This window comes from Pseudomonas sp. HLS-6 TE3448, assembly GCF_053629555.1.
The window spans coordinates 140,065-165,000 of sequence record NZ_JBRJIO010000001.1 but is presented as its reverse complement, the minus strand read 5'-3'; the positions used below and the strand labels follow the sequence as shown (position 1 = coordinate 165,000).

The following is a 24,936-nucleotide window of genomic DNA, read 5'->3' as shown; positions in this document are numbered from 1 at the left end:
AGGGGGTCATCCCGACTTACCAAACCGATGCAAACTCCGAATACCTACAAGTGCCGAGCATGGGAGACACACGGCGGGTGCTAACGTCCGTCGTGAAAAGGGAAACAACCCAGACCGTCAGCTAAGGTCCCAAAGTCATGGTTAAGTGGGAAACGATGTGGGAAGGCTTAGACAGCTAGGAGGTTGGCTTAGAAGCAGCCACCCTTTAAAGAAAGCGTAATAGCTCACTAGTCGAGTCGGCCTGCGCGGAAGATGTAACGGGGCTCAAACCATGCACCGAAGCTACGGGTGTCACTTAGGTGACGCGGTAGAGGAGCGTTCTGTAAGCCTGTGAAGGTGAGTTGAGAAGCTTGCTGGAGGTATCAGAAGTGCGAATGCTGACATGAGTAACGACAATGGGAGTGAAAAACTCCCACGCCGAAAGACCAAGGTTTCCTGCGCAACGTTAATCGACGCAGGGTTAGTCGGTCCCTAAGGCGAGGCTGAAAAGCGTAGTCGATGGAAAACAGGTTAATATTCCTGTACTTCTGGTTATTGCGATGGAGGGACGGAGAAGGCTAGGCCAGCTTGGCGTTGGTTGTCCAAGTTTAAGGTGGTAGGCTGAGATCTTAGGTAAATCCGGGATCTTAAGGCCGAGAGCTGATGACGAGTGCTCTTTAGAGCGCGAAGTGGTTGATGCCATGCTTCCAAGAAAAGCTTCTAAGCTTCAGATAACCAGGAACCGTACCCCAAACCGACACAGGTGGTTGGGTAGAGAATACCAAGGCGCTTGAGAGAACTCGGGTGAAGGAACTAGGCAAAATGGCACCGTAACTTCGGGAGAAGGTGCGCCGGTGAGGGTGAAGGACTTGCTCCGTAAGCCCATGCCGGTCGAAGATACCAGGCCGCTGCGACTGTTTATTAAAAACACAGCACTCTGCAAACACGAAAGTGGACGTATAGGGTGTGACGCCTGCCCGGTGCCGGAAGGTTAATTGATGGGGTTAGCTAACGCGAAGCTCTTGATCGAAGCCCCGGTAAACGGCGGCCGTAACTATAACGGTCCTAAGGTAGCGAAATTCCTTGTCGGGTAAGTTCCGACCTGCACGAATGGCGTAACGATGGCGGCGCTGTCTCCACCCGAGACTCAGTGAAATTGAAATCGCTGTGAAGATGCAGTGTATCCGCGGCTAGACGGAAAGACCCCGTGAACCTTTACTATAGCTTTGCACTGGACTTTGAATTTGCTTGTGTAGGATAGGTGGGAGGCTTTGAAGCGTGGACGCCAGTTCGCGTGGAGCCATCCTTGAAATACCACCCTGGCAACTTTGAGGTTCTAACTCAGGTCCGTCATCCGGATCGAGGACAGTGTATGGTGGGTAGTTTGACTGGGGCGGTCTCCTCCTAAAGAGTAACGGAGGAGTACGAAGGTGCGCTCAGACCGGTCGGAAATCGGTCGTAGAGTATAAAGGCAAAAGCGCGCTTGACTGCGAGACAGACACGTCGAGCAGGTACGAAAGTAGGTCTTAGTGATCCGGTGGTTCTGTATGGAAGGGCCATCGCTCAACGGATAAAAGGTACTCCGGGGATAACAGGCTGATACCGCCCAAGAGTTCATATCGACGGCGGTGTTTGGCACCTCGATGTCGGCTCATCACATCCTGGGGCTGAAGCCGGTCCCAAGGGTATGGCTGTTCGCCATTTAAAGTGGTACGCGAGCTGGGTTTAGAACGTCGTGAGACAGTTCGGTCCCTATCTGCCGTGGACGTTTGAGATTTGAGAGGGGCTGCTCCTAGTACGAGAGGACCGGAGTGGACGAACCTCTGGTGTTCCGGTTGTCACGCCAGTGGCATTGCCGGGTAGCTATGTTCGGAAGAGATAACCGCTGAAAGCATCTAAGCGGGAAACTTGCCTCAAGATGAGATCTCACTGGAGCCTTGAGCTCCCTGAAGGGCCGTCGAAGACTACGACGTTGATAGGTTGGGTGTGTAAGTGCTGTGAGGCATTGAGCTAACCAATACTAATTGCCCGTGAGGCTTGACCATATAACACCCAAGCAATTTGCGTCGAAAGGCCAGATTGCGGTGTTGTGAAGACGAAACGAACCGAAAGTTTGCGACTCACAACTATCACATACCCGATTTGCTGGAGCGTCGAAAGACGGTCTGGTACACAGAATTTCTTGACGACCATAGAGCATTGGAACCACCTGATCCCATCCCGAACTCAGTAGTGAAACGATGCATCGCCGATGGTAGTGTGGGGTTTCCCCATGTGAGAGTAGGTCATCGTCAAGATTAAATTCCGAAACCCCTATCTGCACATGCAGGTAGGGGTTTTGTCTTTGTGGCGTTTTTGATAGCTGGCCGTAGCCAAGTTGCCCTAAAAGGAATTAGACATGGAAGTTGATCACCTTTTTATCTGCGTAACCAATCCCACCCAAAGCGCCGCCGCCTTGAGCGCCCTGGGTCTTGTCGAAGGCACACCGAACGTTCACCCTGGGCAAGGGACCGCGAACCGCAGGTTCTTCTTCCAAAACACATTCATTGAGTTGTTGTACCTCACGGATGCCCAGGAAGCGCAAAGCCCATTAACGGCCCCCACGCAGCTCTTCGAGCGCCTCAGCGCAACAGATAGCCAGGTATCACCCTTTGGCGTGTGCTTCAGGCCTACTACGGCAAACGAGGCGCTGCCTTTTCCCGCCTGGGAGTATCGCCCTGCTTACTTGCCAGCCAGCCTTAAAGTAGACGTAGGTCGAGCCCCTGTCTCTGAGCCCATGTGGTTCTTTCTGTCTTTTGCCAAACGCCCAGACCAGATGCCGCCCGAGCGAGCTCAGCCTATTGAGCATGCCAATGGCTTTCGCCAAATCACCGCAGTACGGGTCACAACAGCCAGCGGCGAAGCGTTCTCCGCAACGGCCTCTTGTGCAAATCACCTGAGCGAATTTGAGATCATCCAGGGTAACGAGCACCTGATGGAGCTGGAGATCGACCACGGTGTTCAAGGGCAGACACGCGACTTGCGGCCCGGCTTGCCGCTGGTGATGAACTGGTAGTAAGCGTAGGCGTGCAGCCTTGCTGGCTAAAGTACTGTTTCTTCAAGAAGGGCTATTGCATTGACGCGTATTTTCTCGGGAAGCTGCCTGTGCGGCGCGGTGGCGTATCGAGTGTCGTCTCGCCCCAAAGCGGTATCTCACTGCCATTGCAGCCAGTGTCGAAAAGGGCATGGCGCGGCATTTGCCAGCTATGGCAGTGTGCCTCGCGCCGACCTGCACATCACCAAGGGGAGCGAGAGCCTCAAGGGCTACCAGTCCTCTGCAACCGTTGTGCGGCAGTTCTGTTGCCACTGTGGCTCGTCGTTGTTTTGGTCGACAAGTGAAGGTGAATTTTCTGGATGGGTCTCAATAGCCCTGGGCTGCCTGGACACCTCTTTCACGCCTGGCCATCAAAAGCACCTGCATGTCGGAACCAAGGCCGCCTGGTATAAGACTCAAGATCACGGCACGGAATCGGATTGACGGCTGCAGGTAAGCCTGCTGCAAGGCGTGTGCCTGGATCTCCTGCAATACAGCAGTATTTCCGGGTACAAAAAAGGCCGCCTTTCGGCAGCCTTCTTGTGAACCCAAGCCAGAATCAATCCCAGCTCAAAGCCCCACCGGTCTGATACTCAATAACCCGGGTCTCAAAGAAGTTCTTCTCTTTCTTCAAGTCCATGATTTCACTCATCCATGGGAACGGGTTGGTGGTACCTGGGTACTCTTCCTTCAGGCCGATCTGCGACAGGCGGCGGTTGGCGATGAACTTCAGGTAGTCTTCCATCATCGCGGCATTCATGCCCAGTACACCGCGTGGCATGGTGTCACGGGCGTATTCGATTTCCAGCTGGGTGCCCTGCAGAATCATCTGCGTGGCTTCTTCCTTCATTTCGGCATCCCACAGGTGCGGGTTTTCGATCTTGATCTGGTTGATCACGTCGATACCGAAGTTCAGGTGCATGGATTCGTCACGCAGGATGTACTGGAACTGCTCGGCAACACCGGTCATCTTGTTGCGGCGACCCATGGACAGGATCTGGGTGAAGCCGCAGTAGAAGAAGATGCCTTCGAGTACGCAGTAGTAGGCGATCAGGTTGCGCAGCAGTTCCTTGTCGGTCTCGACGGTGCCGGTATCGAATTCCGGGTCGGAGATCGAGCGGGTGTAGCGCAGGCCCCAGGCGGCCTTTTTCGCGACCGATGGGATCTCGTGGTACATGTTGAAGATTTCGCCTTCATCCATGCCCAGCGATTCGATGCAGTATTGGTAGGCGTGTGTGTGGATCGCTTCTTCGAAGGCCTGGCGCAGGATGTACTGGCGGCACTCTGGGTTGGTGATCAGGCGATACACGGCCAGTGCCAGGTTGTTGGCAACCAGGGAGTCGGCGGTGGAGAAGAAGCCCAGGTTACGCATGACGATGCGGCGCTCGTCGTCGGTCAGGCCTTCCGGATTTTTCCAGAGGGCGATGTCCGCGGTCATGTTGACCTCTTGCGGCATCCAGTGGTTGGCGCAGCCGTCCAGGTACTTCTGCCAGGCCCAGTCGTATTTGAATGGAACCAGTTGGTTGAGGTCGGCTCGGCAGTTGATCATGCGCTTCTCATCAACGGCTACACGGGCTGCAGAGCCTTCCAGCTCGGCCAGGCCTTCGGCGATGTCGAGTTCATCCAGTGCCGCTTTGGCACGGATTACGGCAGCAGAGTCAGCTGCGGTGACGGCACGGGCCTCGAGGGCGGCGGCACCGCCAGCGCTGTCGAGTTTGTCGATACCGTTTTCAATCGATTGGGCAGCACCAGCGTTTTTAGCGGCGACTTCGCCGTCGTCTTTGTCGAATTCGTCCCAGCTCAGCATGGTGGGTCTCCTGCGTGAGGGCCATGTTCAGTATGGCCTGATGGATCTTGGGTTGCGTAGCTCGCGTCGGGTACAGCAGTGCACGCAAAACTTTTGAATGCTTGAGGGGGAGGCCCCTCTGGTGGCCTGGAGCCGTTGGTGCTCCAGGCCTTTGTATCTGGTGGCGAAGGGGGCTGCCTGGCAGCCCTTTCGCCGACAAGGCCGACTCCTGTCGGAGCCGGCCGTGCGCACCTTATTGGCAGGCTTCGCAGTCGGGTTCGTCGATCGCGCAGGCCTTAGGCACGGGTGCTGGCGCCGGGGCGGTTTGCACCGGGGCGCTGTCGCCACCACTGGACACGGCGTTGAGCTTGCCGGTGTTGATGGTCGATTTCTCGGTGCTGGTCGCGGCCAGGGCACGGAGGTAGTAGGTGGTTTTCAGACCACGGTACCAGGCCATGCGGTAGGTGACGTCCAGTTTCTTGCCCGAGGCGCCGGCGATGTACAGGTTCAGCGACTGAGCCTGGTCGATCCACTTCTGGCGACGGCTGGCAGCGTCGACGATCCACTTGGTTTCCACTTCGAAGGCAGTCGCGTAGAGCTCTTTGAGTTCTTGCGGAATGCGCTCGATCTGCTGAACCGAACCGTCGTAGTACTTCAGGTCGTTGATCATGACCGCGTCCCACAGGCCGCGAGCCTTCAGGTCGTGAACCAGGTACGGGTTGATCACGGTGAACTCGCCCGACAGGTTCGATTTCACGTACAGGTTCTGGTAGGTCGGCTCGATGGACTGCGATACGCCGGTGATGTTGGCGATGGTCGCGGTCGGCGCGATGGCCATGATGTTCGAGTTACGAATACCTTTCTGAACGCGTGCGCGAACCGGTGCCCAGTCCAGGGTCTCGTTCAGGTCGACGTCGATGTACTTCTGGCCACGGGCTTCGATCAGGATCTGTTGGGAATCCAGCGGCAGGATGCCTTTGGACCACAGCGAGCCCTGGAAGGTCTCGTAGGCGCCACGTTCGTCGGCCAGGTCACAGGAGGCCTGGATGGCGAAGTAGCTGACCGCTTCCATGGAGCGGTCGGCGAACTCGACGGCTGCGTCCGAACCATAAGGAATGTGCTGCAGGTACAGCGCGTCCTGGAAGCCCATGATGCCCAGACCGACCGGGCGGTGCTTCATGTTCGAGTTGCGCGCCTGCGGTACCGAGTAGTAGTTGATGTCGATCACGTTGTCGAGCATGCGCACAGCGGTGTTGATGGTGCGCTGCAGCTTGGCGGTGTCCAGCTTGCCGTCGACGATGTGGTTCGGCAGGTTGATCGAGCCCAGGTTACATACCGCGATCTCGTCCTTGTTGGTGTTCAAGGTGATTTCGGTGCACAGGTTCGAGCTGTGGACCACGCCCACGTGCTGCTGCGGGCTGCGCAGGTTGCACGGGTCTTTGAAGGTCAACCATGGGTGACCGGTTTCGAACAGCATCGACAGCATCTTGCGCCACAGGTCTTTGGCCTGGACGGTCTTGAATACCTTGATCTTGTTGTACTCGGTCAGCGCTTCGTAGTACTCGTAGCGCTCTTCGAAGGCCTTGCCGGTCAGGTCGTGCAGGTCTGGCACTTCCGAAGGCGAGAACAGGGTCCACTTGCCGTCATCGAAGACGCGCTTCATGAACAGGTCAGGGATCCAGTTGGCGGTGTTCATGTCGTGGGTACGACGACGGTCATCACCGGTGTTCTTGCGCAGCTCGATGAATTCTTCGATGTCCAGGTGCCAGGTTTCCAGGTAGGCACAGACAGCGCCTTTGCGCTTGCCACCCTGGTTTACGGCAACGGCGGTGTCGTTGACCACTTTCAGGAACGGTACAACGCCCTGGGACTTGCCGTTGGTGCCCTTGATGTAGGAACCCAGCGCACGTACTGGCGTCCAGTCGTTGCCCAGGCCACCGGCGAATTTCGACAGCATGGCGTTGTCGTGGATCGCGTGGTAAATGCCCGAGAGGTCGTCCGGTACGGTGGTCAGGTAGCAGCTCGACAGCTGTGGACGCAGGGTGCCGGCGTTGAACAGGGTCGGGGTCGAGGCCATGTAGTCGAAGGACGACAACAGGTTGTAGAACTCGATCGCGCGGGCTTCTTTGTCTTTCTCTTCCAGCGCCAGGCCCATGGCCACACGCATGAAGAACACCTGTGGCAGTTCGAAACGTACGCCATCCTTGTGGATGAAGTAACGGTCGTACAGGGTCTGTAGGCCCAGGTAGGTGAACTGCTGGTCGCGTTCGTGGTTGATCGCCTTGCCCAGCTTTTCCAGGTCGTAGTCGGCCATGGCTGGGTTGAGCAGTTCAAACTCCACACCCTTGGCGACATAGGCCGGCAAGGCCTTGGCGTACAGGTCGGCCATTTCGTGGTGGGTCGCGCTTTCGGCAACCTGCAGGAAGCTCAGGCCTTCGGCACGCAGGGTGTCCATCAGCAGGCGAGCGGTCACGAAGGAGTAGTTCGGCTCACGCTCGACCAGGGTACGGGCGGTCATCACCAGAGCGGTGTTGACGTCCTTGATGGCCACGCCGTCGTACAGGTTCTTCAGGGTTTCACGCTGGATCAGTTCGCCATCGACTTCAGCCAGGCCTTCGCAGGCTTCCGAAATGATGGTGTTCAGGCGGTTCATGTCCAGAGGCGCGAGGCTGCCATCGGCCAGGGTGATACGGATGCTTGGGTGTGGCTGTACCGCTACGTCGTTGTTGCTGCGGGTGGCACGTTCCTTGGCGCGTTGGTCGCGATAGATCACGTAGTCGCGGGCCACTTTCTGTTCGCCAGCACGCATCAGGGCCAGTTCGACCTGGTCCTGGATTTCTTCGATGTGGATGGTGCCGCCCGATGGCATGCGACGCTTGAAGGTCGCTGTCACTTGTTCGGTCAGGCGGGCAACGGTGTCGTGGATACGCGACGAGGCAGCAGCAGTGCCGCCTTCAACTGCAAGGAACGCCTTGGTGATGGCAACGGTGATCTTGTCATCGGTGTAGGCGACGACAGTACCGTTACGCTTGATCACACGCAGTTGGCCCGGAGCGGTGGCAGCCAGATCCTGGTTCGAATCAGCGGCCTGCGGCGCCTTGGCCTGCGGGTTCTCGCGAGTTGTGTCGGTTTGCATGGGGGTCTCCACGTTTTCTATGTTTGTTTAGGCACCGGGTAGGTGCCAACCGTTCCGTCCAAAAGCTCGACAACCGACCCGCAGGCATACGCAAGGGCAGCGTGCGGGGCAGGGCTTACCTACTTCGGGACAGATCAGGAAAAAGGGGCAATCGCTCGCCGCTCCCTGGCCGAAGTCAAAGGTCTCGGGCCGGGGCCCAAAACTGTTGCTGTCGGATGTGCCTTAGTGTGCAACACCCGTACCCGAAACAAGCCCTCTGGTGAACTTGCAACGGTCGCCTCCGCAGGAGCGGTTTGGCTGCTGATTTCTTTCAAAGTTCAAGCAAAAAAAGCATTTTGCAAGGCTTGAGTTTAATGCTCGACTTGTGCTTGGGAATTATGTGAAAACCCAAGATATAGTGTTTTGTTTCGATAGGGATACAAGATAATGCGGTATCGGGGGTATTGCAAGGCGATGCTCTGTGGATAACTTGTGCGTATTTTGTGAGTGATTCCGGGCAACGCCTTGTAGGCCGCGTCTCACCGCCATTGTGCCGTTGGTCACTCTTTTTTTACGTTGGCGACGCCCCGAACACGGAATTTTGCGGGCGCGAACCCTATCACAAAAAGCCCCATTGTCCAGCGCTCCTGGCACGGCTTTTCAGTGCCGTTGGTGGCGGTTGGAATGTGTGGGTTCGCGTCGTAGTATCCGGTGCCATTATTGCCCTTTGTTGACGGGCGGTCTTCCAAGAACAACAAGCCCAGCAGAGGTGTCCGTGGAGCAGCAGCGCAGTCAGGTGTTGATCGTCGAGGATGACCAGCGATTGGCCGACCTCACGGGCGAGTACCTGCAGGCCAACGGCTTTGAGGTAGCGGTGGAGGGCGACGGTGCCAAGGCGGCCCAGCGCATCATTGATGAGCAGCCTGATCTGGTGATCCTTGACCTGATGTTGCCTGGCGAGGATGGCCTGAGCATCTGTCGCAAGGTACGCCCGCGCTATGCGGGGGTAATTCTGATGCTCACCGCACGCAGCGACGATCTTGATCAGGTGCAGGGGCTGGACCTGGGGGCCGACGACTATGTGGTCAAGCCCGTGCGTCCCCGCTTGTTGTTGGCCCGGATCAATGCTCTGTTGCGTCGCAGTGATGCCCCCAGTAGTGAGCACCAGGCATTGGTGTTCGGCCCGTTGCGGGTCGATAACACCCTGCGCGAGGCTTGGCTGCGGGGCGCGAGCATCGAGTTGACCAGCGCCGAGTTCGACCTGCTCTGGCTACTCGTGAGCAATGCCGGGCGTGTGTTGTCCCGCGAGGAGATCTTCACCTCGTTGCGAGGTGTGGGTTATGACGGTCAGGACCGCTCTATCGATGTGCGTATTTCACGCATTCGCCCCAAAATCGGTGACGATCCAATCCATCCGAAGATGATCAAGACCCTGCGCAGCAAAGGCTACCTGTTTGTAGCCGAGGCGGCCCAGGCCATGGGTCGTGAGGCATGAACTCGATTTTCCTGCGCATCTACGGCGGCATGCTGAGCGCTCTGGTGCTGGTGGCAATGCTCGGCGCCTTGAGCCTGCACCTGCTCAACGAGGTGCGCGCGGATCAATACCGTGAGCGGCTTGCTCACGGGACCTTCACCCTGATGGCTGACAACCTGGTGCCGCTCAGCGAGGTGGAGCGTACGCGTGCGCTGGCGATCTGGGAGCGCTTGCTGGGCATTCCCTTGGCGTTGGAGTCCTTGGCCCACACCGGGCTCGATGGGCGTCAGCGTAGCTTGTTGCAGCGTGGCCAGGTACTGGTAGAGAAGACCGGGCCTCATGCGGCCAGGGTGATGCGTCAGGTTGGCGACCAGCCGTTTTTGCTCATGGGTGAAGTCAAGCAGATCAGTGAGCAGTTGGCCCGCGCCACGATTTACCTGCTGGCGGATGAGTTGGTGCGTTATCCGGTTGCGGAGCAGCCTGGGCGGCTTGCGCAATTGAAGGAAGCCAAGGGTTTTGGCTTTGACCTGCGCTTGCTTTCGATGACCAAGGCTGACCTGGATGACGACCAGCGTCGACGGGTCGAGGAGGGCGACACGGTGATGGCCCTGGGCAAGGACGGTGACTCGATTCGTGTATTTTCCGGCCTTGCCGGTACGCCCTGGGTGCTGGAGCTCGGCCCGCTGTACCAGATGAATGCCTACCCACCCCAGTTGCTGGCAGTGATTGCCGTGCTGGGCTTGTGCCTGATTGGTTTGATCGTCTATTTGCTGGTGCGTCAGCTGGAGCGTCGCCTGTCGACCCTGGAGTTTGCTGCCACACGCATCGCCCAGGGTAGCCTGGAAACCCGTGTGACGGCCGATGATGATGACTCGGTTGGACGATTGGCTGCGGCTTTCAATGGCATGGCGGAGCATTTGCAACGGTCGTTGAGTATTCAGCGTGAGCTGGTGCGTGCCGTGTCCCATGAGCTGCGCACGCCAGTGGCCCGTTTACGTTTCGGCCTGGAGATGATCGCCGGGGCCAGCAACGATCAGGCTCGGGAAAAGTACCTGGAGGGCATGGATGGTGACATTCAGGACCTCGATAAACTGGTCGACGAGATGCTCACCTATGCCCGTCTGGAGCAGGGCTCACCGGCGTTGCATTTTCAGTTGATCGACCTGGATGCGCTGCTCGACCAGGTGATCGCAGAGCTGGCGCCATTGCGTCGCGAGGTGAGCGTGGTTCGCGGCCCCTGCCAGAGGGCAGAAGAGGCTGACGGCGCATGGGTGGAGGCGGAGCCACGCTACTTGCACCGGGCTTTGCAGAACCTGGTGAGCAACGCCATGCGCCATGCTGAGTCACAGGTCTGTCTGAGCTATCAATTAGGTGCCCAGCGCTGCCGGATTGATGTGGAAGATGATGGTCCTGGCATCCCCGAGCCTGCCTGGGACCGAATCTTTACCCCCTTTACTCGCCTCGACGACAGCCGCGCCCGGGCTTCCGGTGGGCACGGTCTGGGCTTGTCCATCGTACGCAGGATTATCTATTGGCATGCAGGGCGGGCCTCGGTCAGCCGTAGCGAGCGCCTGGGTGGGGCGTGTTTCAGCCTGAGTTGGCCGCGTAGCCAGGCCTCTGGTGCATCATGAAGCAGACCGTGACGCTGAGTGAGCTGCTACGTCCGGCGTACTTTCACAGGCTGCTGCTGGCGCTCTATGGGCCTGAGTTGATGCCAGCCCAGTTGCCTGTGCTGGTGTCGCAGTGGTCCAAGTACTATTTCGCGCTGTTCTGGCGCGAGGCCGTGTCAGCCCGGTGTGCTGGGCGAGGGCTGGCGCTGTCGAACAATGTCGGCGTGAGCCTGGACGATCGTGGTCTGCCGTTGGCGTTTGAGCCGCTGGCCACAGGCAGCGATAGCTTGCAGGCCCTGTTGGAGCACCACCTGACGCCATTGGTCCAGCAACTGGCAGCCTTGGGCTCGGTGCCGGTTGCCGTGCTCTGGGGGAATGCTGGCGATTGCCTGGAGCAGTGCCTGCAGGCCCTGGAGGTCGACCTCGTTGAGGCGCGTGACCTGCTGGATCGCCCTGGCGGCCCGTTGTTTGCGGCAGTCAGCTACGATGCGCACGGCCTGCGGCGTCGGCGAACCTGTTGCCTGAGTTACAAGGTGGCGTGGGTGGGGCACTGTACGCACTGCCCGCTCAACCCCTGACTCAGACGCTGATCAAGGTCAGTACCTGGTCATTCTGTACGCTGAACTGGCCTTCCAGTTCGTGGCCCTGGCGCCAGTCAGTGGACAGGTCTTTCAACAGGCGTAGGCGTGCATGGCCATCGGTGGACCATTCCAGTACCTCCGCGTGTTCAAAGTAGAAGCGCTGCTGCACGATAGGGTAGAGGGCCTTGAACAGGCTTTCCTTCAGGGAAAAGGTCAGGGTGACCGCCAAGGCAGCCAGGTCCGGGTCCATTCGATGAAGTTCATCGGTTGTGAGGATCTCTGCGGCCAGGCGCTGAGCGCGTTCGTGGCTGAGCAGGGTTTCCTGATCCAGGCCAATGCCCGCGCACTGGTGACTAGGGGCAACCACCGCAGCGGCCCAGCCGTGGCTATGGGTGATGGATCCGCTAATATCGCTTGGCCAGATCGGCGCACGGTCTTCGCCGGTACCGGGGATGTACTCCCGACCATCCAGCGCTTGCAGTGCTGCACGGGCGCAGACCCGGCCAGCGAGGTACTCGGCCTGACGCTTGGCCACTGAGCGTTGCAGGCTGCTGGTGTGTTCTATACCCGCCAGGACGAAGTCATCGGCAGCCAGTTGAGCGGGGTCGAACGAGCAGCTGACCAGTGCTGCGCCGGGTACTGCGCGAGGCAGAGGCCAGTGGTACTGGAGTGGTGCGCAGCAAGATGGGAGTCGTTTCATGGCCGTATTGTGCCGCGATCCATGGCGTCAGGCCAGCGCCCCTTCCAGCCCATCGTTTCTGCCAAAGCGCCGTTCCTCAGCACTTCAGTTCAGCGTAAACACCTTCTTCAAGAAAACCTGCAGGTCTGCCCAAGCGCTTTCGTCGGCGCTTTTGTTGTAGGCAATGTCTGGTCCGCCGTGCTCGCCGTGGCTGAGGCGGTCAGCATCCGGGTTGGTGAAGCCATGCTTGGCGCCCTGGATGCTCACGAATTCATAGGATGCACCGGCCGCATTCATCTCGTCCTTGAATTTATCCACCTGTTCTTGGGGGACCATGCTGTCTGCTGCACCGTGCTCCACCAGAATCTTGCTCTTTACGCTACCGGGTGTTGCCGGGTTGCTGGTTGCCAGCGGGCCATGGAGGCTGACGACTCCGAGCAGAGGCTCGCCTCGGCGGGCGGCATCGAGCACCACTTTTCCGCCGAAGCAGTAGCCGATGGCGGCAATTCGATTGTTGTCGGTTTGCGGTTGGATTTTTAACAGCTCTACACCGGCATCGAAGCGTTTGGCTGCAGCGTCAGGGTCTTTCATGGCCGCCTGCATGAAGGTCATGGCGTCTGCCGGGTGCTCGGTGTGCTTGCCATCGCCGTACATGTCGATGGCCAGTGCGCTGTAGCCTAGCCCCGCCAACTCGCGCGCACGGCGTTTGGCATAGTCATTCAGGCCCCACCACTCGTGCACCACCACCACGCCTGGGCGCTTTTCCTCGACGCTGTCGTCATAGGCGTAATAGCCAACCAGGCGCTTGCCGTCGGCATCCTGATAGGCAATTTCGCGGGTCTGTACAGCGGCCTGGGCCAGGCTTGTGGCGCCGATCAAGGCAAGTGCGAGCAGGTAACGCATGGCGGGTACTCCTCGTTTGAGTCGATCCATCGTGTTCAGCCGCTGTTTGGACAGCGCTCAGCGACGGTTCAGGATGTCCTGCTTACTCTAGCTTCCGCACTCCATCCTGCAACGGGGTGAGGGCGAACCCTGGCTGCGTGGGCGGATTACCGCCATTGGTTAGGTTTTTTCGCCGGTTGCGTGCGGAAATCCGCCAATGCACAGCGTTTTTTATGCCACCTCCTAGTGCATGCAAGCCCCGAGAAACGGCGGTTCGCACCCAGAAAGCGCACGTTGGCATCGTGATTGCTAAATAGCCTTCGGAGTCCTGCCAGGCAGCTCGACAAAACAAATCCCTCCAGTGCAGGAGGGTTCGCGCTTTTGGTACCACCGCATCCTGGGAAGGATGATGGTCGGTACGCTTGAGGAATTAGCCATGACGACGCGTCAGCCGCTGTACAAATCGTTGTATGTCCAGGTGATCGTAGCGATCACCATCGGTATCCTGCTGGGTCACTTCTATCCTGAGACCGGTGTGGCGCTCAAGCCACTGGGTGACGGGTTCGTGAAGCTGATCAAGATGGTCATCGCCCCCATCATCTTCTGCACCGTGGTCAGCGGCATTGCGGGTATGCAGAACATGAAGTCGGTTGGCAAGACCGGCGGCTACGCGCTGTTGTACTTCGAGATTGTCTCCACCATCGCACTGATCATTGGCCTGGTTGTGGTCAACGTGGTCAAGCCGGGTGTTGGCATGCACATTGACGTGTCGACCCTGAACGCCAGCAGCATCGCGGCCTATGCCGCAGCGGGCGCACAGCAGACCACCGTTGGCTTCCTGCTCAACATCATCCCGAACACGGTCGTCGGTGCCTTCGCCAACGGCGACATCCTGCAAGTGCTGATGTTCTCGGTGATCTTCGGTTTCGCCCTGCATCGCCTGGGCGCTTATGGCAAGCCACTGCTGGACCTGATCGACCGCTTCGCCCATGTGATGTTCAACATCATCAACATGATCATGAAGCTGGCACCGGTCGGCGCGTTCGGTGCCATGGCCTTCACGATCGGCCAGTACGGCGTGGGCTCGCTGGTTCAACTGGGCCAGTTGATGGTCTGCTTCTACATCACCTGTGTGGTGTTCATTCTGGTGGTGCTTGGCGGTATCGCCCGTGCCCACGGCTTCAGCGTGGTCAAACTGATCCGCTACATCCGTGAGGAACTGATGATCGTGCTGGGTACTTCGTCTTCCGAGTCGGCCCTGCCACGCATGCTGATCAAGATGGAGCGCCTGGGTGCGAAGAAGTCGGTTGTCGGCCTGGTGATCCCAACCGGTTACTCGTTCAACCTTGACGGTACTTCGATCTACCTGACCATGGCTGCCGTGTTCATTGCTCAGGCCACCGACACCACCATGGACATCACGCACCAGATCACCCTGTTGCTGGTGCTGCTGGTTGCTTCTAAAGGTGCTGCTGGCGTGACCGGTAGCGGCTTCATCGTTCTGGCCGCTACCCTGTCGGCCGTTGGCCACCTGCCGGTTGCCGGTCTGGCGCTGATCCTGGGTATTGACCGCTTCATGTCCGAAGCCCGCGCTCTGACCAACCTGATTGGCAACGCCGTGGCGACAGTGGTAGTGGCCAAGTGGGTCAATGAACTGGACGAAGACAAGCTGCAGGCCGAGTTGGCCTCTGGTGGCACGTCGATCATCGACACCCGTCCAGTCGATGACCTGGGTGTGGCTGAAGGCGCTGCCCGCTAAGCATTCTGGGGTGTGCTCATCGCCGGCAAGGTCGGCTCCTCATGCAGGAGCCAGCCTTGCCGGCGATGTCGTTTATTCCACCCGTGTTTCCCCACTGAACACCAAGGTCTGCCGACAGCGTCTGCACAGATAGCGCCGCCCTTGGCGTACCAGGCCATGGCGCTGGGCAGAGAAGGGGAAGTCGCTACCTGCGCAGGGGCAGCGGTAGATATAGCGGGTCATGCTACGGCGCTTTATCGCGTAGTTGTGACAGCGATTCGGCGGCAGTTCGTAAACCCCGCGCATGATCAACTGCCACTCTTCGCCATGGGGCTGAATGCTGCCTCCGAACAGTTGGTGGGCAACCAGGTGGGCCACTTCATGGGCGACAGTCTGTTTCAGGAAGTCTTCACGGTTTTCCATGTACAGCTGCAGGTTGAAGCGCAGCAGGTTCTCATGCAGATGTGCCACGCCGGCCTTCTGCCCACGCAGCTTGAAACTGACTTCGGGGCGCTGGAAGGGGCGTTTGAAAAAGGCTTCAGCCTGCTGGAAACAAGTTTCGACGCGGGATTTGAGTTGCTCGGGCATATCGGGGAACACTCCTGACCGGCGATTATGCCGCAACCTGAGCATTACTGCCGAGACCGCCGGTCCATGCACGGCATCAGGCCGCCTTGCGGCGGCCTGAGGTTTGTTGCACCTATGTTGCTGTGTTTCTAGTTGGTATAGACGGGGCCCACGCCCAGTCCCCAGACGATTACCGTGAAGGCCATGATGGCTACCAGCACCACCAGTCCCACCGCCAACACTGAACTCGAAAACAGGAAGCCTTCGTCCGAGGGTATGTTCATGAAGGTCGGCAGGCCTACATAGAGCAGGTAGACCGTGTAGCAGATGGCTGCCGTACCGACAATCATCCCCAGCCACAGGTGTGGGTAAAGCGCCGCCAGACCCCCGACGAACAGTGGGGTGGCGGTGTAGGTTGCAAACGCGATGCATTGCGCCAGGCTGGGGTTGGCATCATAGGTGCGGGCCATCCAGTGGACGAACGCGCCCATGACGGCAACACCGCCAAGCATGGCCAGGTACGACATGATGCTCATCCAGAGCGCGCTTTCCATGGTCAGCATGACGGGCGCACGCTCGCCGATGACCCAGCCTACCTGGGTAGTGCCGATAAATGCCGATACGGCGGGAATGGCCGCCAGTATCAACGTGTGGGTCAAGTACATGTGGCTGATGCTTTCCTCTTCGCCACGAATCTCTCGCCATTCCTGATCGGGATGGGTAAACAGCCCCAGAACGTGATGGATCATGCCAGTCACTCCTTTCGTTGTTGCCATCGCCCCCCAGAGGAGCGCTTGCTGGCCCGAGGTTCGGGCCATACGACCAGGTCACATACACGGTGGCCCTATGTGGCAGTATAGGAAGGAGTTCGCTGCATAAAACCGGGTTTTTTAGAGCAAATTGCGCTGTCAGGCGATGTATTAATCACGATGCAGTCTTTATCGGATTGGCCTACGCCGCCAGTCGGTTTATGCGTAAAATAGCCGGCTTTTGTCATACCTCGCGGATTCCAAGCGCTATGGGCACCCTTTCGGTCAATCAGAACAAACTGCAAAAACGCCTTCGCCGCCTGGCGGGTGAGGCTGTCACCGACTTCAACATGATCGAAGACGGTGACAAGGTCATGGTCTGCCTGTCGGGCGGCAAAGACAGCTACACCATGCTCGATGTTCTGCTGCACCTGCAGAAGGTGGCACCGATCAAGTTCGAGATCGTTGCGGTGAACATGGACCAGAAACAACCGGGGTTCCCCGAGGACGTGCTGCCGGCCTACCTCAAGACCTTGGGTATCGAGTACCACATTGTCGAGAAGGACACCTACTCGGTGGTCAAGGAATTGATCCCGGAAGGCAAGACCACCTGCTCGCTGTGCTCGCGCCTGCGTCGTGGCACCCTGTACACCTTCGCTGACGAAATCGGCGCGACCAAGATGGCCCTGGGTCATCACCGTGATGACATTGTCGAGACATTCTTCCTCAACATGTTCTTCAATGGCACGCTCAAGGCCATGCCGCCAAAACTGCTGGCCGACGATGGCCGCAACGTGGTCATCCGGCCGTTGGCCTACTGCAGCGAGAAGGACATTCAGGCCTACTCGGACATGAAAGAATTCCCGATCATCCCGTGCAACCTCTGTGGTTCGCAGGAAAACCTGCAGCGTCAGGTCGTCAAGGACATGCTTCAGGAGTGGGAACGCAAGTCGCCGGGGCGTACCGAGAGTATCTTCCGTGGCCTGCAGAACGTGGTGCCGTCGCAACTGGCCGACCGCAACCTGTTCGATTTCGTCAATCTGCGCATCGACGACACCGCGACGCCGCGTTTCCTCGACGTGCTGAACATCTGACGAACCACTCGGCAAGGAACCGCCATGCGTGATTATCAATGGCTGCATGAGTACTGCCTGAACCGATTCGGCTCTGCCGCTGCACTGGAGGCGTATCTGCCGGTGCCGCGCACCCCGGCGCAGTTGCGTGCGATCAGTGACGACCGCTATCTGTCTACCCTGGCCCTGCGCGTGTTTCGTGCCGGGCTCAAGCACAGCCTGGTGGATGCCAAGTGGCCGGCGTTTGAGCAGGTGTTCTTCGGTTTCGACCCGGAAAAGGTCGTGCTGATGGGCGCTGAGCATCTGGAACGGTTGATGCAGGACACTCGCATCATCCGTCACCTGGGCAAGCTCAAGAGCGTGCCTCGCAATGCGCAGATGGTGCTGGATGTGGCAAAGGAGAGGGGGAGCTTTGGCGCCTTGATCGCCGACTGGCCAGTGACTGACATCGTCGGTTTGTGGAAGTACCTGGCCAAGCATGGCAACCAGCTTGGTGGCTTGTCGGCACCTCGTTTTCTGCGCATGGTCGGCAAGGATACGTTTATCCCTACCGACGACATGGTTGCGGCCCTTGTGGCTCAGGACATCATCGACAAGGCGCCGACCAGCCTGCGGGACCTGGCGCGGGTGCAGGCGGCGTTCAATCAGTGGCACGCCGAAAGCGGGCGGCCACTGTGTCAGCTCTCAGTGATGCTGGCGCATACCGTTAACCATTGAGGTCAAGGCGGGTGGGGGATCGCTGGGCTCAGTGTTGCGCCGAGCCTTCACCCGCCAGTTTGCGGTCATACTGAAACCGCCAGCGCACATACAGCAAGGCGCTGATGAACAGCGCCAGGCTCAGCAGCACTTCCAGCCAGCCGAACAGTGCCCGGTCCGGGACGAAGGTGGCCTGTACACCGCTGATGAAATACAGGTTTACCACGAAGCAGATCCAGGCATGAGCGCGGGCACTGCCCAGCAGTATGCCCGGCATCAGTATCAGCAACGGTACCAGTTCGACGCCGAGAATCACCCAGGAGCGCGCGCCATGCAGCTCGGCGAACAGCAGGGTGTTGACGCTCAACAGGGCGATCAAGCCGACGAATGTCGCCAGGCTCAGCGCCCGGCTGATACGCACACGTGGAGCCAACCACTCCAGTGGGGGCAGTACTTTCGGCTTCTTAGCCACGGCCGTTCTCCAGTAGCGTAGCGGTGCTCGCCAAGCGTTGGCCTAGCGCCCGGCACAGGGCGATTTCATCGGCGTCCAGGGCGCGCTTGCCGTCAGCTCCGGCGTGGTGGCTGGCGCCATAAGGGGTGCCACCTCCACGGGTTTCCAGCAGTGCCGACTCGCTGTAGGGCAGGCCCATGATCAACATGCCATGGTGCATCAGCGGCAGCAGCATGGACAGCAGCGTCGATTCCTGGCCGCCATGCAGGCTGGCAGTGGAGGTGAACACCGCGGCGGGTTTGCCGACCAGGCCGCCGCTCAGCCAGAGGCTGCTGGTGCTGTCGATGAAGTACTTGAGAGGTGCGGCCATGTTGCCGAAGCGAGTCGGGCTGCCCAGTGCCAGGCCGGCACAATTACGCAGGTCGTCAAGGCTGGCATACAACGCACCGTTTTCCGGGATGCTCGGGGCAACGGCTTCGCACTCGCTGGAAATGGCCGGTACGGTGCGAATACGGGCTTCCAGGCCGCCCAGTTCAACGCCACGGGCAATCTGCCGGGCCATCTCACTGGTGGAGCCATGGCGGCTGTAATACAGAATGAGGATGTAGGGCGTGCTCACGAAAGGATCTCCAGCACCTTTTCGGGTGGCCGGCCAATCACGGCGTTGTCGCCTGCGACCAGAATCGGTCGCTCGATCAGTTTCGGGTGGCTGACCATGGCGGCAATCAGTTCATCTTCGGATAGGGCAGGGTTTGCCAGGTCGAGGCTCTTGTACTCGTCTTCGCCGCTGCGCAGCAGTTCACGGGCTGTGATTCCCAGTTTGCCGAGCAGGCTGCGCAGCGTCGCCGCGTCGGGTGGTGTTTCCAGGTAGCGTACTACGGTTGGCGCCAGGCCACGGGCCTCGAGCAGTTCCAGCGCACCACGGGATTTGGAGCAGCGTGGGTTATGGTAAAGCGTCAAGTCGGTCATGTTCGGGTCGCATCCAGCATGAAGTGGCGGCTATTCTAACCGCAGCGACTTCGCATTTTGCTTGAATATTCAATAAGGATTGACCCATGACAAGGCGATTGGCAGCAGTACTGGCGATCACTACGAGCCTGTTGCTCGGCGGTTGCGGCGCAGACTATGGGCTGGATCAAAATGGCCGCAAAGTGGCGGCCGAACACGTGGATGGGCGTTGGCTGGTGCTCAACTATTGGGCTGAATGGTGTGGCCCGTGCCGTACGGAGATTCCGGAGCTCAATGCGGTGGCCAAAGACCTGCAGGCCAAGGGCGTGACGGTGCTCGGGGTGAATTTCGACGGCCTGCGCGGTGATGAGTTGAAAAAGGCCAGTGATGCGCTGGGGATAGGGTTCACCGTGCTTGCTGACGACCCGGCCGAGCGCTTTGAGTTGCCGCGCAGTGAGGGTTTGCCGGTCACTTACATCATTGACGACAAGGGCAAGGTGCGCGAGCAGTTGCTGGGTGAGCAGACCGCAGCGGGCATTACCGAGAAGCTGACCGCACTCAAGGGCGCCTGATCCGTCGGTATCCCGCGCAGCCAGGCAGTGGTTTGCGCGTCCCTGCAGGGGCCAGCAATGCCGGCCCCTGCAGAACATGACGGGTACTTAGCCTTCTTCAGGCCAAAAACGCAGTGGCTTGCCTTGTGCTGGCCAGAACCGTACCTGTTCGATTGGCGAGATGTCCCAGCGTTCGACCTCTCCCAATGCCTGCAGGAAACGTTGCTCCTGTTCCATCAGTGCCGGTGCGCAGCGCTTGCGGGTGCTGCCAATTTTACCGAAGCTCAGTTTGTTTCCGTCCAGCTGATACGGCGCGAACCAGTGGTTGCAGCCCGCATTGCCATACGCCCGGCCATCGGCTGCCAAGGTCAGCGTCAGGTGGCTGTAGTCCATCAGTGGCCGTTCGCCAATCCATTCCAGTATGTAGCTTTGCTCCTGCTCAAGCTTCATTGGCTCGGCAGCGCAGCCGACCAGGCCTGCGGCTGCCAGGGCCGATAACAGAAGTTGTTTCACTGCGCCTGCCCCCGGCATTTCGGGCACGTATGTTTGTCGCCCTGGGTGGTCCAACCCAGTTCGGCAATACGCGCCACGGCGGCGGGTTGTTGGGCCTTGTTGCCCAGCTTGGCGTCTACCGCGAACTCGAAGTCGAGGCTGGCCTGGCAGCTGTCGCAGTTGACTTGCCACTGATGGATCGCCAGTTCGCCGAAGACCGGGCCACTGGCCACGGCTACCCATTGACCGGGCGGGTTGATCAGGTGGCGTACTTTTTCCACGGTCAGGCGCATTGACAGGCTCTTGCTGCCCTTGAGGGTCACCAGCAAGACATCGTCATTGTGGATTGAGCCACCATTGCCAGTGACCTGGTAGCGACCTGGTGCCAGAGAGCGGCATTCGATCAGGGTGTGTTGCGGATTAAACAGGTTGTAGCGGAAATCGTGTTCGACCATGGGTCCTCCAAATCTGCCGCGTATCCTAGCATCAACCTTCGACCAGATTCTGCGGATTCCCGACCGCCCAGCGGGCAATGTTCTCCAAGGTGGTCTGGGCAATGGCGGCCAGGGCTTCATGAGTAAGGAACGCCTGGTGGGCGGTGATGATCACGTTGGGGTAGGTCAGCAGCCGCGCCAGCACATCATCCTGTAGTGGTTGGTCGGAGCGGTCTTCAAAGAACAGCTGTGCTTCTTCTTCGTAGACGTCCAGGCCCAGGTAGCCGAGCTGGCCGCTTTTCAGGGCATCACTCAGAGCTGGGGTGTCCACCAGCGCGCCACGGCCGGTGTTGATCAACATCGACCCGCGTTGCATCAACGCCAGGCTCTGCTGATTGATCAGGTGGCGGGTTTGCTCGGTCAAGGGGCAATGCAGGCTGACGATGCGTGCCTGAGCCAACAACGCCGGCAACGGTAGGTAGCGTGCGCCAAGATCCTGCATTTGAGGGTTGGGGAAGGGGTCGTAGGCCAGTAGCTGGCAGCCGAAGCCGGCCATGATTCGTGCAAAGGCCAAGCCTATCTGGCCGGTACCGATCACCCCGACGGTTTTGCCGTAGAGGTCGAAGCCTGTCAGCCCATGCAGGCTGAAGTCGCCTTCGCGGGTGCGGTTATAGGCCCGGTGCAGGCGTCGATTGAGGGCCAGAATCAATGCCACGGCGTGTTCGGCGACGGCGTGCGGTGAATAGGCTGGCACGCGCACCACGCTCAGCCCCAGGCGTTTGGCGGCCTTCAGGTCAATGTGGTTATAGCCGGCCGAGCGCAAGGCGATCAGCCGCGTGCCTCCGGCCGCCAGATGCTCCAGCACCGGTGCTGACAAATCATCGTTGATGAAGGCGCAGACAATCTCATGGCCTGCCGCCAGCATGGCGGTAGCCTCGGTCAGGCGCGCAGCCTGGAAGTTCAGGGTCAGCCCTTCCATGGCGGGCGCGGCACGGAAACTCTCCTGGTCGTATGTCTGGCTGCTGAAAAATAGTGCGCGCATGGCAAAGCTCCTTGGCATCGAATGCCGCCAGTTTAAACAACAGCCACGCCGCTGGCTTTGCCTCAGGTCAGACGCTCAGTCGCGCCTGGGCGCTGAGCCGGGCAAGGGCGCGATCCAGTTCGTCGAGGGCCTGTTGGGCTTGCGGCGCATTTTGTTTAAGTAACGTCTCGCAGCGCTGGCAGGCGGCGCGCAGTTGCGGCACACCACAATAGCGGGTGGCGCCATTGAGACGGTGAACCCGTTCGATCAGCGCGGTGCGGTCACTCGCATGGCGTGCGGTACGGATGGCATCGCGGTCGGCGTCCAGTGAGGCCAGCAGCATTGCCAGCATGTCAGCCGCCAGGTCCGGTTTACCAGCGGCCAGACGCAGGCCTTCTTCCGGGTCGAGTACTTTGAGTTCGGCACTGTCGACCGGGCGCTCGCTGAAACGTTCTACAGGCGGCTTGGCCAGTGAGAGCCCCGTCCATTTCAGCAGGACCTGGGCCAATTGCCGCTCACTGACTGGCTTGGTCAGGTAGTCGTCCATACCGCTGTGCAGCAAGGCGAGTTTTTCGTTGGCCATCGCGTGGGCGGTCAGTGCCACGATCGGCAGCGCTGAGCTATCGTTTGCGGTTTCCCAGAGACGTATTTGTTCGGTGCATTCGCGCCCGTCCATGCCCGGCATCTGTACGTCCATCAGAACGAGGTCGAAGCAGTCCTCCTGTACCGCCTTGATCGCCGCGCTGCCGCTATCGACGGCCTCTACCGAGGCGCCAAGGTCTTCCAACAGTGTTTGTACCAGGAGCAGGTTGGCAGGGTTGTCGTCGACACACAGCACTTTGGGTTGGCGCTGCCCCGGCACTTGACGCGTCAGTTCTGCCTCACTGCGTCGTGGTTCGGTCAAATCCAGCAGGGCGCGGCGCAGTTTGCGGGTACAGGTTGGTTTGACCTGCAATTGGCTGTGCGGGTTCGGCAGGCAGGCTTGAAACGCGCGTTGCTCGGTGGTCGGGCACAGCACCATGGTCTGGCAACCCTGTTTTTCGAGGGTTTGCACGTGCTGTCCAAGTCGCTCAGGGGACAGGTTGGCAAGGCTTACGCCGAGCACCGCCAGCTCAAATGGCTGGCCGGCCAGGCGAGCCGCATCCATGCCATTGAGCAACTGATCGAGCGTGTTGAACACCGTAATGCTCAGCCCGCAGTCCTGCAGTTGGTGCTGCAGGGCCTGGCACGCCAGGGGGTGCGGGTCGATTATGGCGGTGCGGCGTCCCTGCAGCGACGATGGCGGCAGGTCTTCAGCATCATCCAGGGCTTTAGGCAAGCGTAGGCTGACCCAGAACTGAGAGCCTTCGCCCGGGGTACTGTCGACACCAATTTCGCCGCCCATCTGTTCAATCAGTCGCTTGGAAATCACCAGCCCTAGCCCCGTTCCACCTGGCTGGCGGGAGAGGGAGTTATCGGCTTGGCTGAATGCCTGGAACAGGGCACGCACGTCTTGCGGCGACAGCCCGATGCCTGTGTCCTGAACGCTGATGCGCAGGTGGACACTGTCCTCCTGATCATCGTCGTCATCCTCTAGCATCACACGTGCGACGATGGTGCCCTCACGCGTGAACTTGATGGCGTTGCTGACCAGGTTAGTGATGATCTGCTTCAGTCGCAGCGGGTCGCCAACCAGCGACAACGGGGTGTCGCGGTAAATCACGCTGACCAGTTCAAGCTGCTTGGCGTGGGCCGAAGGGGCGAGAATGGTCAGGGTTTCCTGAATGACGTCGCGCAGGTTGAACGGAATGCTGTCGAGCACCAGTTTCCCAGCCTCGATTTTCGAGAAGTCGAGAATCTCGTTGATGATGCCCAGCAGGTTGTCGGCAGACTTCTCAATGGTGCCCAGGTACTCAAGCTGGCGCGGGCTCAGCTCGCTTTTCTGCAGTAGGTGGGTAAAACCGAGGATGCCGTTGAGCGGGGTGCGGATCTCATGGCTCATGTTGGCCAGAAACTCTGACTTGATCCGGCTGGCTTCCAGGGCTTCCTTGCGCGCCATGTCCAGTTCGATGTTCTGGATCTCGATGGTTTCCAGGTTCTGGCGAACATCCTCTGTCGCCTGGTCGATGCTGTGCTGCAGTTCTTCATGGGCGTTTTGCAGGGTTTGGGCCATGCGGTTGATGCCGTCGGCCAGCTCGTCCAGTTCGTAACTCCCCAGCGTAGGTAGGCGTTGCTCCAGGTTGCCGTCCTTGAGCTGGTTCACCGCATGCTTGATCTGCCCTAAAGGGCCGTTGATGGTCCGGCTTATGCGCAAGGCAACCAGAGCGGTTACAGCCAGGCCGATGAAAATCAGCAGCATGCTGGCAAAGAGGCTGCGGTAGCCCCGTAGCAGTGTGCCGTCATGGGACAGTTCGACTTCCACCCAGCCGAGCAGGCGGTGGGATTCGCCGGGAATCAATTCACCCGCCAGATCGCGATGGCGGCCAAATACCGGTAGCAGGTAGCGCGTCGCGTCGCTGCCGCTGCGCTGCAACAACTGGGTTGTGTCGCCATTGGGTGCCTGGTTGAGCATGCTCGGTCCGGCATGGGCAAGGCTGCTGCGGTCGGGCGCAAGAAAACCTACCGCACGTACATCGGCTTGTTCCAGTGCCTGGGCGGCGATGCGCTCCAGTTGTGCGGGGTTGTTGCTGACCAGTGCCGGTGCCACCAGAGGGGCCAGTTGCTCCGCAATCATCTTGCCGCGTTGCAGCAGTTGGGACTGCAACTCGTTTTGCTGCAGCCAGGTGAAATAGCCACCCAGTACCAGCGCCATCAGGCTGGTCGGCAAGAGCGCGAGCAACAGCACACGGCTTCTGATACCCAATCTATTCAGCACGCCACTCTCCTGTGCTCAGGCAATTGCTGTAAGACGCCGTAAGATCGAAGTGGCGGCCCAAGTCGGAAAATTACCGCGACTATCGAAGCAATGCACTCATTTGTATCTACTTTTATCTTTCTGTGGGAATTTTCCTAGATGTTTGTCGGTAATTGGTTGCTTGATGCGTATGTAATCTGAATA

At 59.2% G+C, this 24,936-nt stretch carries 22 protein-coding genes and 2 rRNA genes (1 of these 24 only partly in view); 11 read left to right on the top strand and 13 right to left on the bottom strand.

Annotated elements, in window-relative coordinates; translation table 11 throughout:
- The 4 genes from AB7M23_RS00745 to AB7M23_RS00730 form a co-directional block, all read left to right on the top strand.
- Positions 1-2,024, top strand: a 23S ribosomal RNA gene (locus AB7M23_RS00745) (it extends 867 nt beyond the left edge of the window).
- A 136-nt stretch (positions 2,025-2,160) separates the two neighbouring features.
- Positions 2,161-2,276 (top strand): 5S ribosomal RNA (gene rrf, locus AB7M23_RS00740).
- A 101-nt stretch (positions 2,277-2,377) separates the two neighbouring features.
- Positions 2,378-3,034: a VOC family protein gene (locus AB7M23_RS00735; protein WP_454240036.1), complete on the top strand. Its 657-nt coding sequence runs from the start codon at positions 2,378-2,380 to the stop codon at positions 3,032-3,034.
- A gap of 60 nt (positions 3,035-3,094) precedes the next feature.
- A complete protein-coding gene (locus AB7M23_RS00730) occupies positions 3,095-3,496 on the top strand; it encodes a GFA family protein (protein WP_454240035.1) in 402 nt (133 codons plus the stop codon).
- 115 nt (positions 3,497-3,611) lie between these two features.
- Here the strand turns inward: AB7M23_RS00730 and AB7M23_RS00725 are convergent, their stop codons facing one another.
- A complete protein-coding gene (locus AB7M23_RS00725; RefSeq protein ID WP_065761999.1) occupies positions 3,612-4,859 on the bottom strand; it encodes a ribonucleotide-diphosphate reductase subunit beta in 1,248 nt (415 codons plus the stop codon).
- Positions 4,860-5,091: 232 nt separating this feature from the next.
- Positions 5,092-7,974, bottom strand: coding sequence for a ribonucleoside-diphosphate reductase subunit alpha (locus tag AB7M23_RS00720; protein ID WP_454240034.1), 2,883 nt, complete (start codon positions 7,972-7,974; stop codon positions 5,092-5,094).
- A gap of 754 nt (positions 7,975-8,728) precedes the next feature.
- On the opposite strand from AB7M23_RS00720, the gene AB7M23_RS00715 reads away from it, so the two are divergent.
- From AB7M23_RS00715 to fhuF, 3 genes are read left to right on the top strand one after another with little or no spacing between them, the layout of a single operon-like run.
- Positions 8,729-9,448 (top strand): response regulator transcription factor, encoded by a 720-nt coding sequence (locus AB7M23_RS00715; protein ID WP_065761345.1) that lies wholly within the window; start codon positions 8,729-8,731, stop codon positions 9,446-9,448.
- Positions 9,445-11,058, top strand: a complete 1,614-nt coding sequence (locus tag AB7M23_RS00710; protein ID WP_102053256.1) for an ATP-binding protein — start codon at positions 9,445-9,447, stop codon at positions 11,056-11,058. Before AB7M23_RS00715 ends, AB7M23_RS00710 begins: the two co-directional genes overlap by 4 nt.
- Positions 11,055-11,615, top strand: coding sequence for a siderophore-iron reductase FhuF (gene fhuF / locus AB7M23_RS00705; RefSeq protein WP_454240033.1), 561 nt, complete (start codon positions 11,055-11,057; stop codon positions 11,613-11,615). Before AB7M23_RS00710 ends, fhuF begins: the two co-directional genes overlap by 4 nt.
- 1 nt (position 11,616) lies before the next feature.
- On the opposite strand, the gene AB7M23_RS00700 is transcribed toward fhuF, so the two are convergent.
- Both AB7M23_RS00700 and AB7M23_RS00695 read right to left on the bottom strand, forming a co-directional pair.
- Positions 11,617-12,318, bottom strand: a complete 702-nt coding sequence (locus tag AB7M23_RS00700; RefSeq protein ID WP_454240032.1) for a 4'-phosphopantetheinyl transferase family protein — start codon at positions 12,316-12,318, stop codon at positions 11,617-11,619.
- Positions 12,319-12,402: 84 nt separating this feature from the next.
- The gene (locus AB7M23_RS00695) at positions 12,403-13,200 is read right to left on the bottom strand and encodes a dienelactone hydrolase family protein (protein ID WP_454240031.1); all 798 of its coding nucleotides are present in this window, start codon (positions 13,198-13,200) and stop codon (positions 12,403-12,405) included.
- A 415-nt stretch (positions 13,201-13,615) separates the two neighbouring features.
- On the opposite strand from AB7M23_RS00695, the gene AB7M23_RS00690 reads away from it, so the two are divergent.
- Positions 13,616-14,938 carry a dicarboxylate/amino acid:cation symporter gene (locus AB7M23_RS00690; protein WP_102053260.1) on the top strand — a complete coding sequence of 441 codons (1,323 nt, stop codon included), beginning with the start codon at positions 13,616-13,618 and terminating at the stop codon, positions 14,936-14,938.
- Positions 14,939-15,010: 72 nt separating this feature from the next.
- On the opposite strand, the gene AB7M23_RS00685 is transcribed toward AB7M23_RS00690, so the two are convergent.
- Entirely contained in the window at positions 15,011-15,505 is a 495-nt protein-coding gene (locus AB7M23_RS00685) for a SprT family zinc-dependent metalloprotease (protein ID WP_454240030.1), read from the bottom strand.
- Positions 15,506-15,633: 128 nt separating this feature from the next.
- Positions 15,634-16,233 (bottom strand): Yip1 family protein, encoded by a 600-nt coding sequence (locus AB7M23_RS00680; RefSeq protein WP_330522874.1) that lies wholly within the window; start codon positions 16,231-16,233, stop codon positions 15,634-15,636.
- Positions 16,234-16,502: 269 nt separating this feature from the next.
- Between AB7M23_RS00680 and ttcA the strand changes: the two genes are divergently transcribed.
- Positions 16,503-17,327, top strand: a complete 825-nt coding sequence (ttcA, locus tag AB7M23_RS00675) for a tRNA 2-thiocytidine(32) synthetase TtcA (RefSeq protein ID WP_065761337.1) — start codon at positions 16,503-16,505, stop codon at positions 17,325-17,327.
- A gap of 24 nt (positions 17,328-17,351) precedes the next feature.
- On the top strand, positions 17,352-18,023 hold the full coding sequence (locus AB7M23_RS00670) for a DNA-3-methyladenine glycosylase I (RefSeq protein ID WP_099775571.1): 672 nt from the start codon (positions 17,352-17,354) through the stop codon (positions 18,021-18,023).
- A gap of 28 nt (positions 18,024-18,051) precedes the next feature.
- Here the strand turns inward: AB7M23_RS00670 and AB7M23_RS00665 are convergent, their stop codons facing one another.
- From AB7M23_RS00665 to arsC, 3 genes are read right to left on the bottom strand one after another with little or no spacing between them, the layout of a single operon-like run.
- Positions 18,052-18,474: a DUF2069 domain-containing protein gene (locus AB7M23_RS00665; RefSeq protein ID WP_065761848.1), complete on the bottom strand. Its 423-nt coding sequence runs from the start codon at positions 18,472-18,474 to the stop codon at positions 18,052-18,054.
- Entirely contained in the window at positions 18,467-19,072 is a 606-nt protein-coding gene (gene wrbA / locus AB7M23_RS00660; RefSeq protein WP_065761847.1) for an NAD(P)H:quinone oxidoreductase, read from the bottom strand. Before wrbA ends, AB7M23_RS00665 begins: the two co-directional genes overlap by 8 nt.
- Positions 19,069-19,422 (bottom strand): arsenate reductase (glutaredoxin), encoded by a 354-nt coding sequence (arsC, locus tag AB7M23_RS00655; protein ID WP_065761846.1) that lies wholly within the window; start codon positions 19,420-19,422, stop codon positions 19,069-19,071. The genes wrbA and arsC overlap by 4 nt, the downstream gene beginning before the upstream one ends.
- A gap of 86 nt (positions 19,423-19,508) precedes the next feature.
- On the opposite strand from arsC, the gene AB7M23_RS00650 reads away from it, so the two are divergent.
- Positions 19,509-19,973 carry a TlpA disulfide reductase family protein gene (locus AB7M23_RS00650; RefSeq protein WP_099775570.1) on the top strand — a complete coding sequence of 155 codons (465 nt, stop codon included), beginning with the start codon at positions 19,509-19,511 and terminating at the stop codon, positions 19,971-19,973.
- An 87-nt stretch (positions 19,974-20,060) separates the two neighbouring features.
- Here the strand turns inward: AB7M23_RS00650 and AB7M23_RS00645 are convergent, their stop codons facing one another.
- The 4 genes from AB7M23_RS00645 to AB7M23_RS00630 form a co-directional block, all read right to left on the bottom strand.
- Complete coding sequence (locus tag AB7M23_RS00645; RefSeq protein WP_065761446.1) at positions 20,061-20,465, bottom strand: META domain-containing protein; 405 nt, start codon at positions 20,463-20,465, stop codon at positions 20,061-20,063.
- Entirely contained in the window at positions 20,462-20,899 is a 438-nt protein-coding gene (locus tag AB7M23_RS00640; RefSeq protein ID WP_065761435.1) for a hypothetical protein, read from the bottom strand. Before AB7M23_RS00640 ends, AB7M23_RS00645 begins: the two co-directional genes overlap by 4 nt.
- A 31-nt stretch (positions 20,900-20,930) precedes the next feature.
- On the bottom strand, positions 20,931-21,920 hold the full coding sequence (locus tag AB7M23_RS00635) for a 2-hydroxyacid dehydrogenase (protein WP_454240029.1): 990 nt from the start codon (positions 21,918-21,920) through the stop codon (positions 20,931-20,933).
- A 67-nt stretch (positions 21,921-21,987) separates the two neighbouring features.
- Positions 21,988-24,753 carry a response regulator gene (locus AB7M23_RS00630; RefSeq protein WP_102053266.1) on the bottom strand — a complete coding sequence of 922 codons (2,766 nt, stop codon included), beginning with the start codon at positions 24,751-24,753 and terminating at the stop codon, positions 21,988-21,990.
- Positions 24,754-24,936 lie beyond the last annotated feature (183 nt).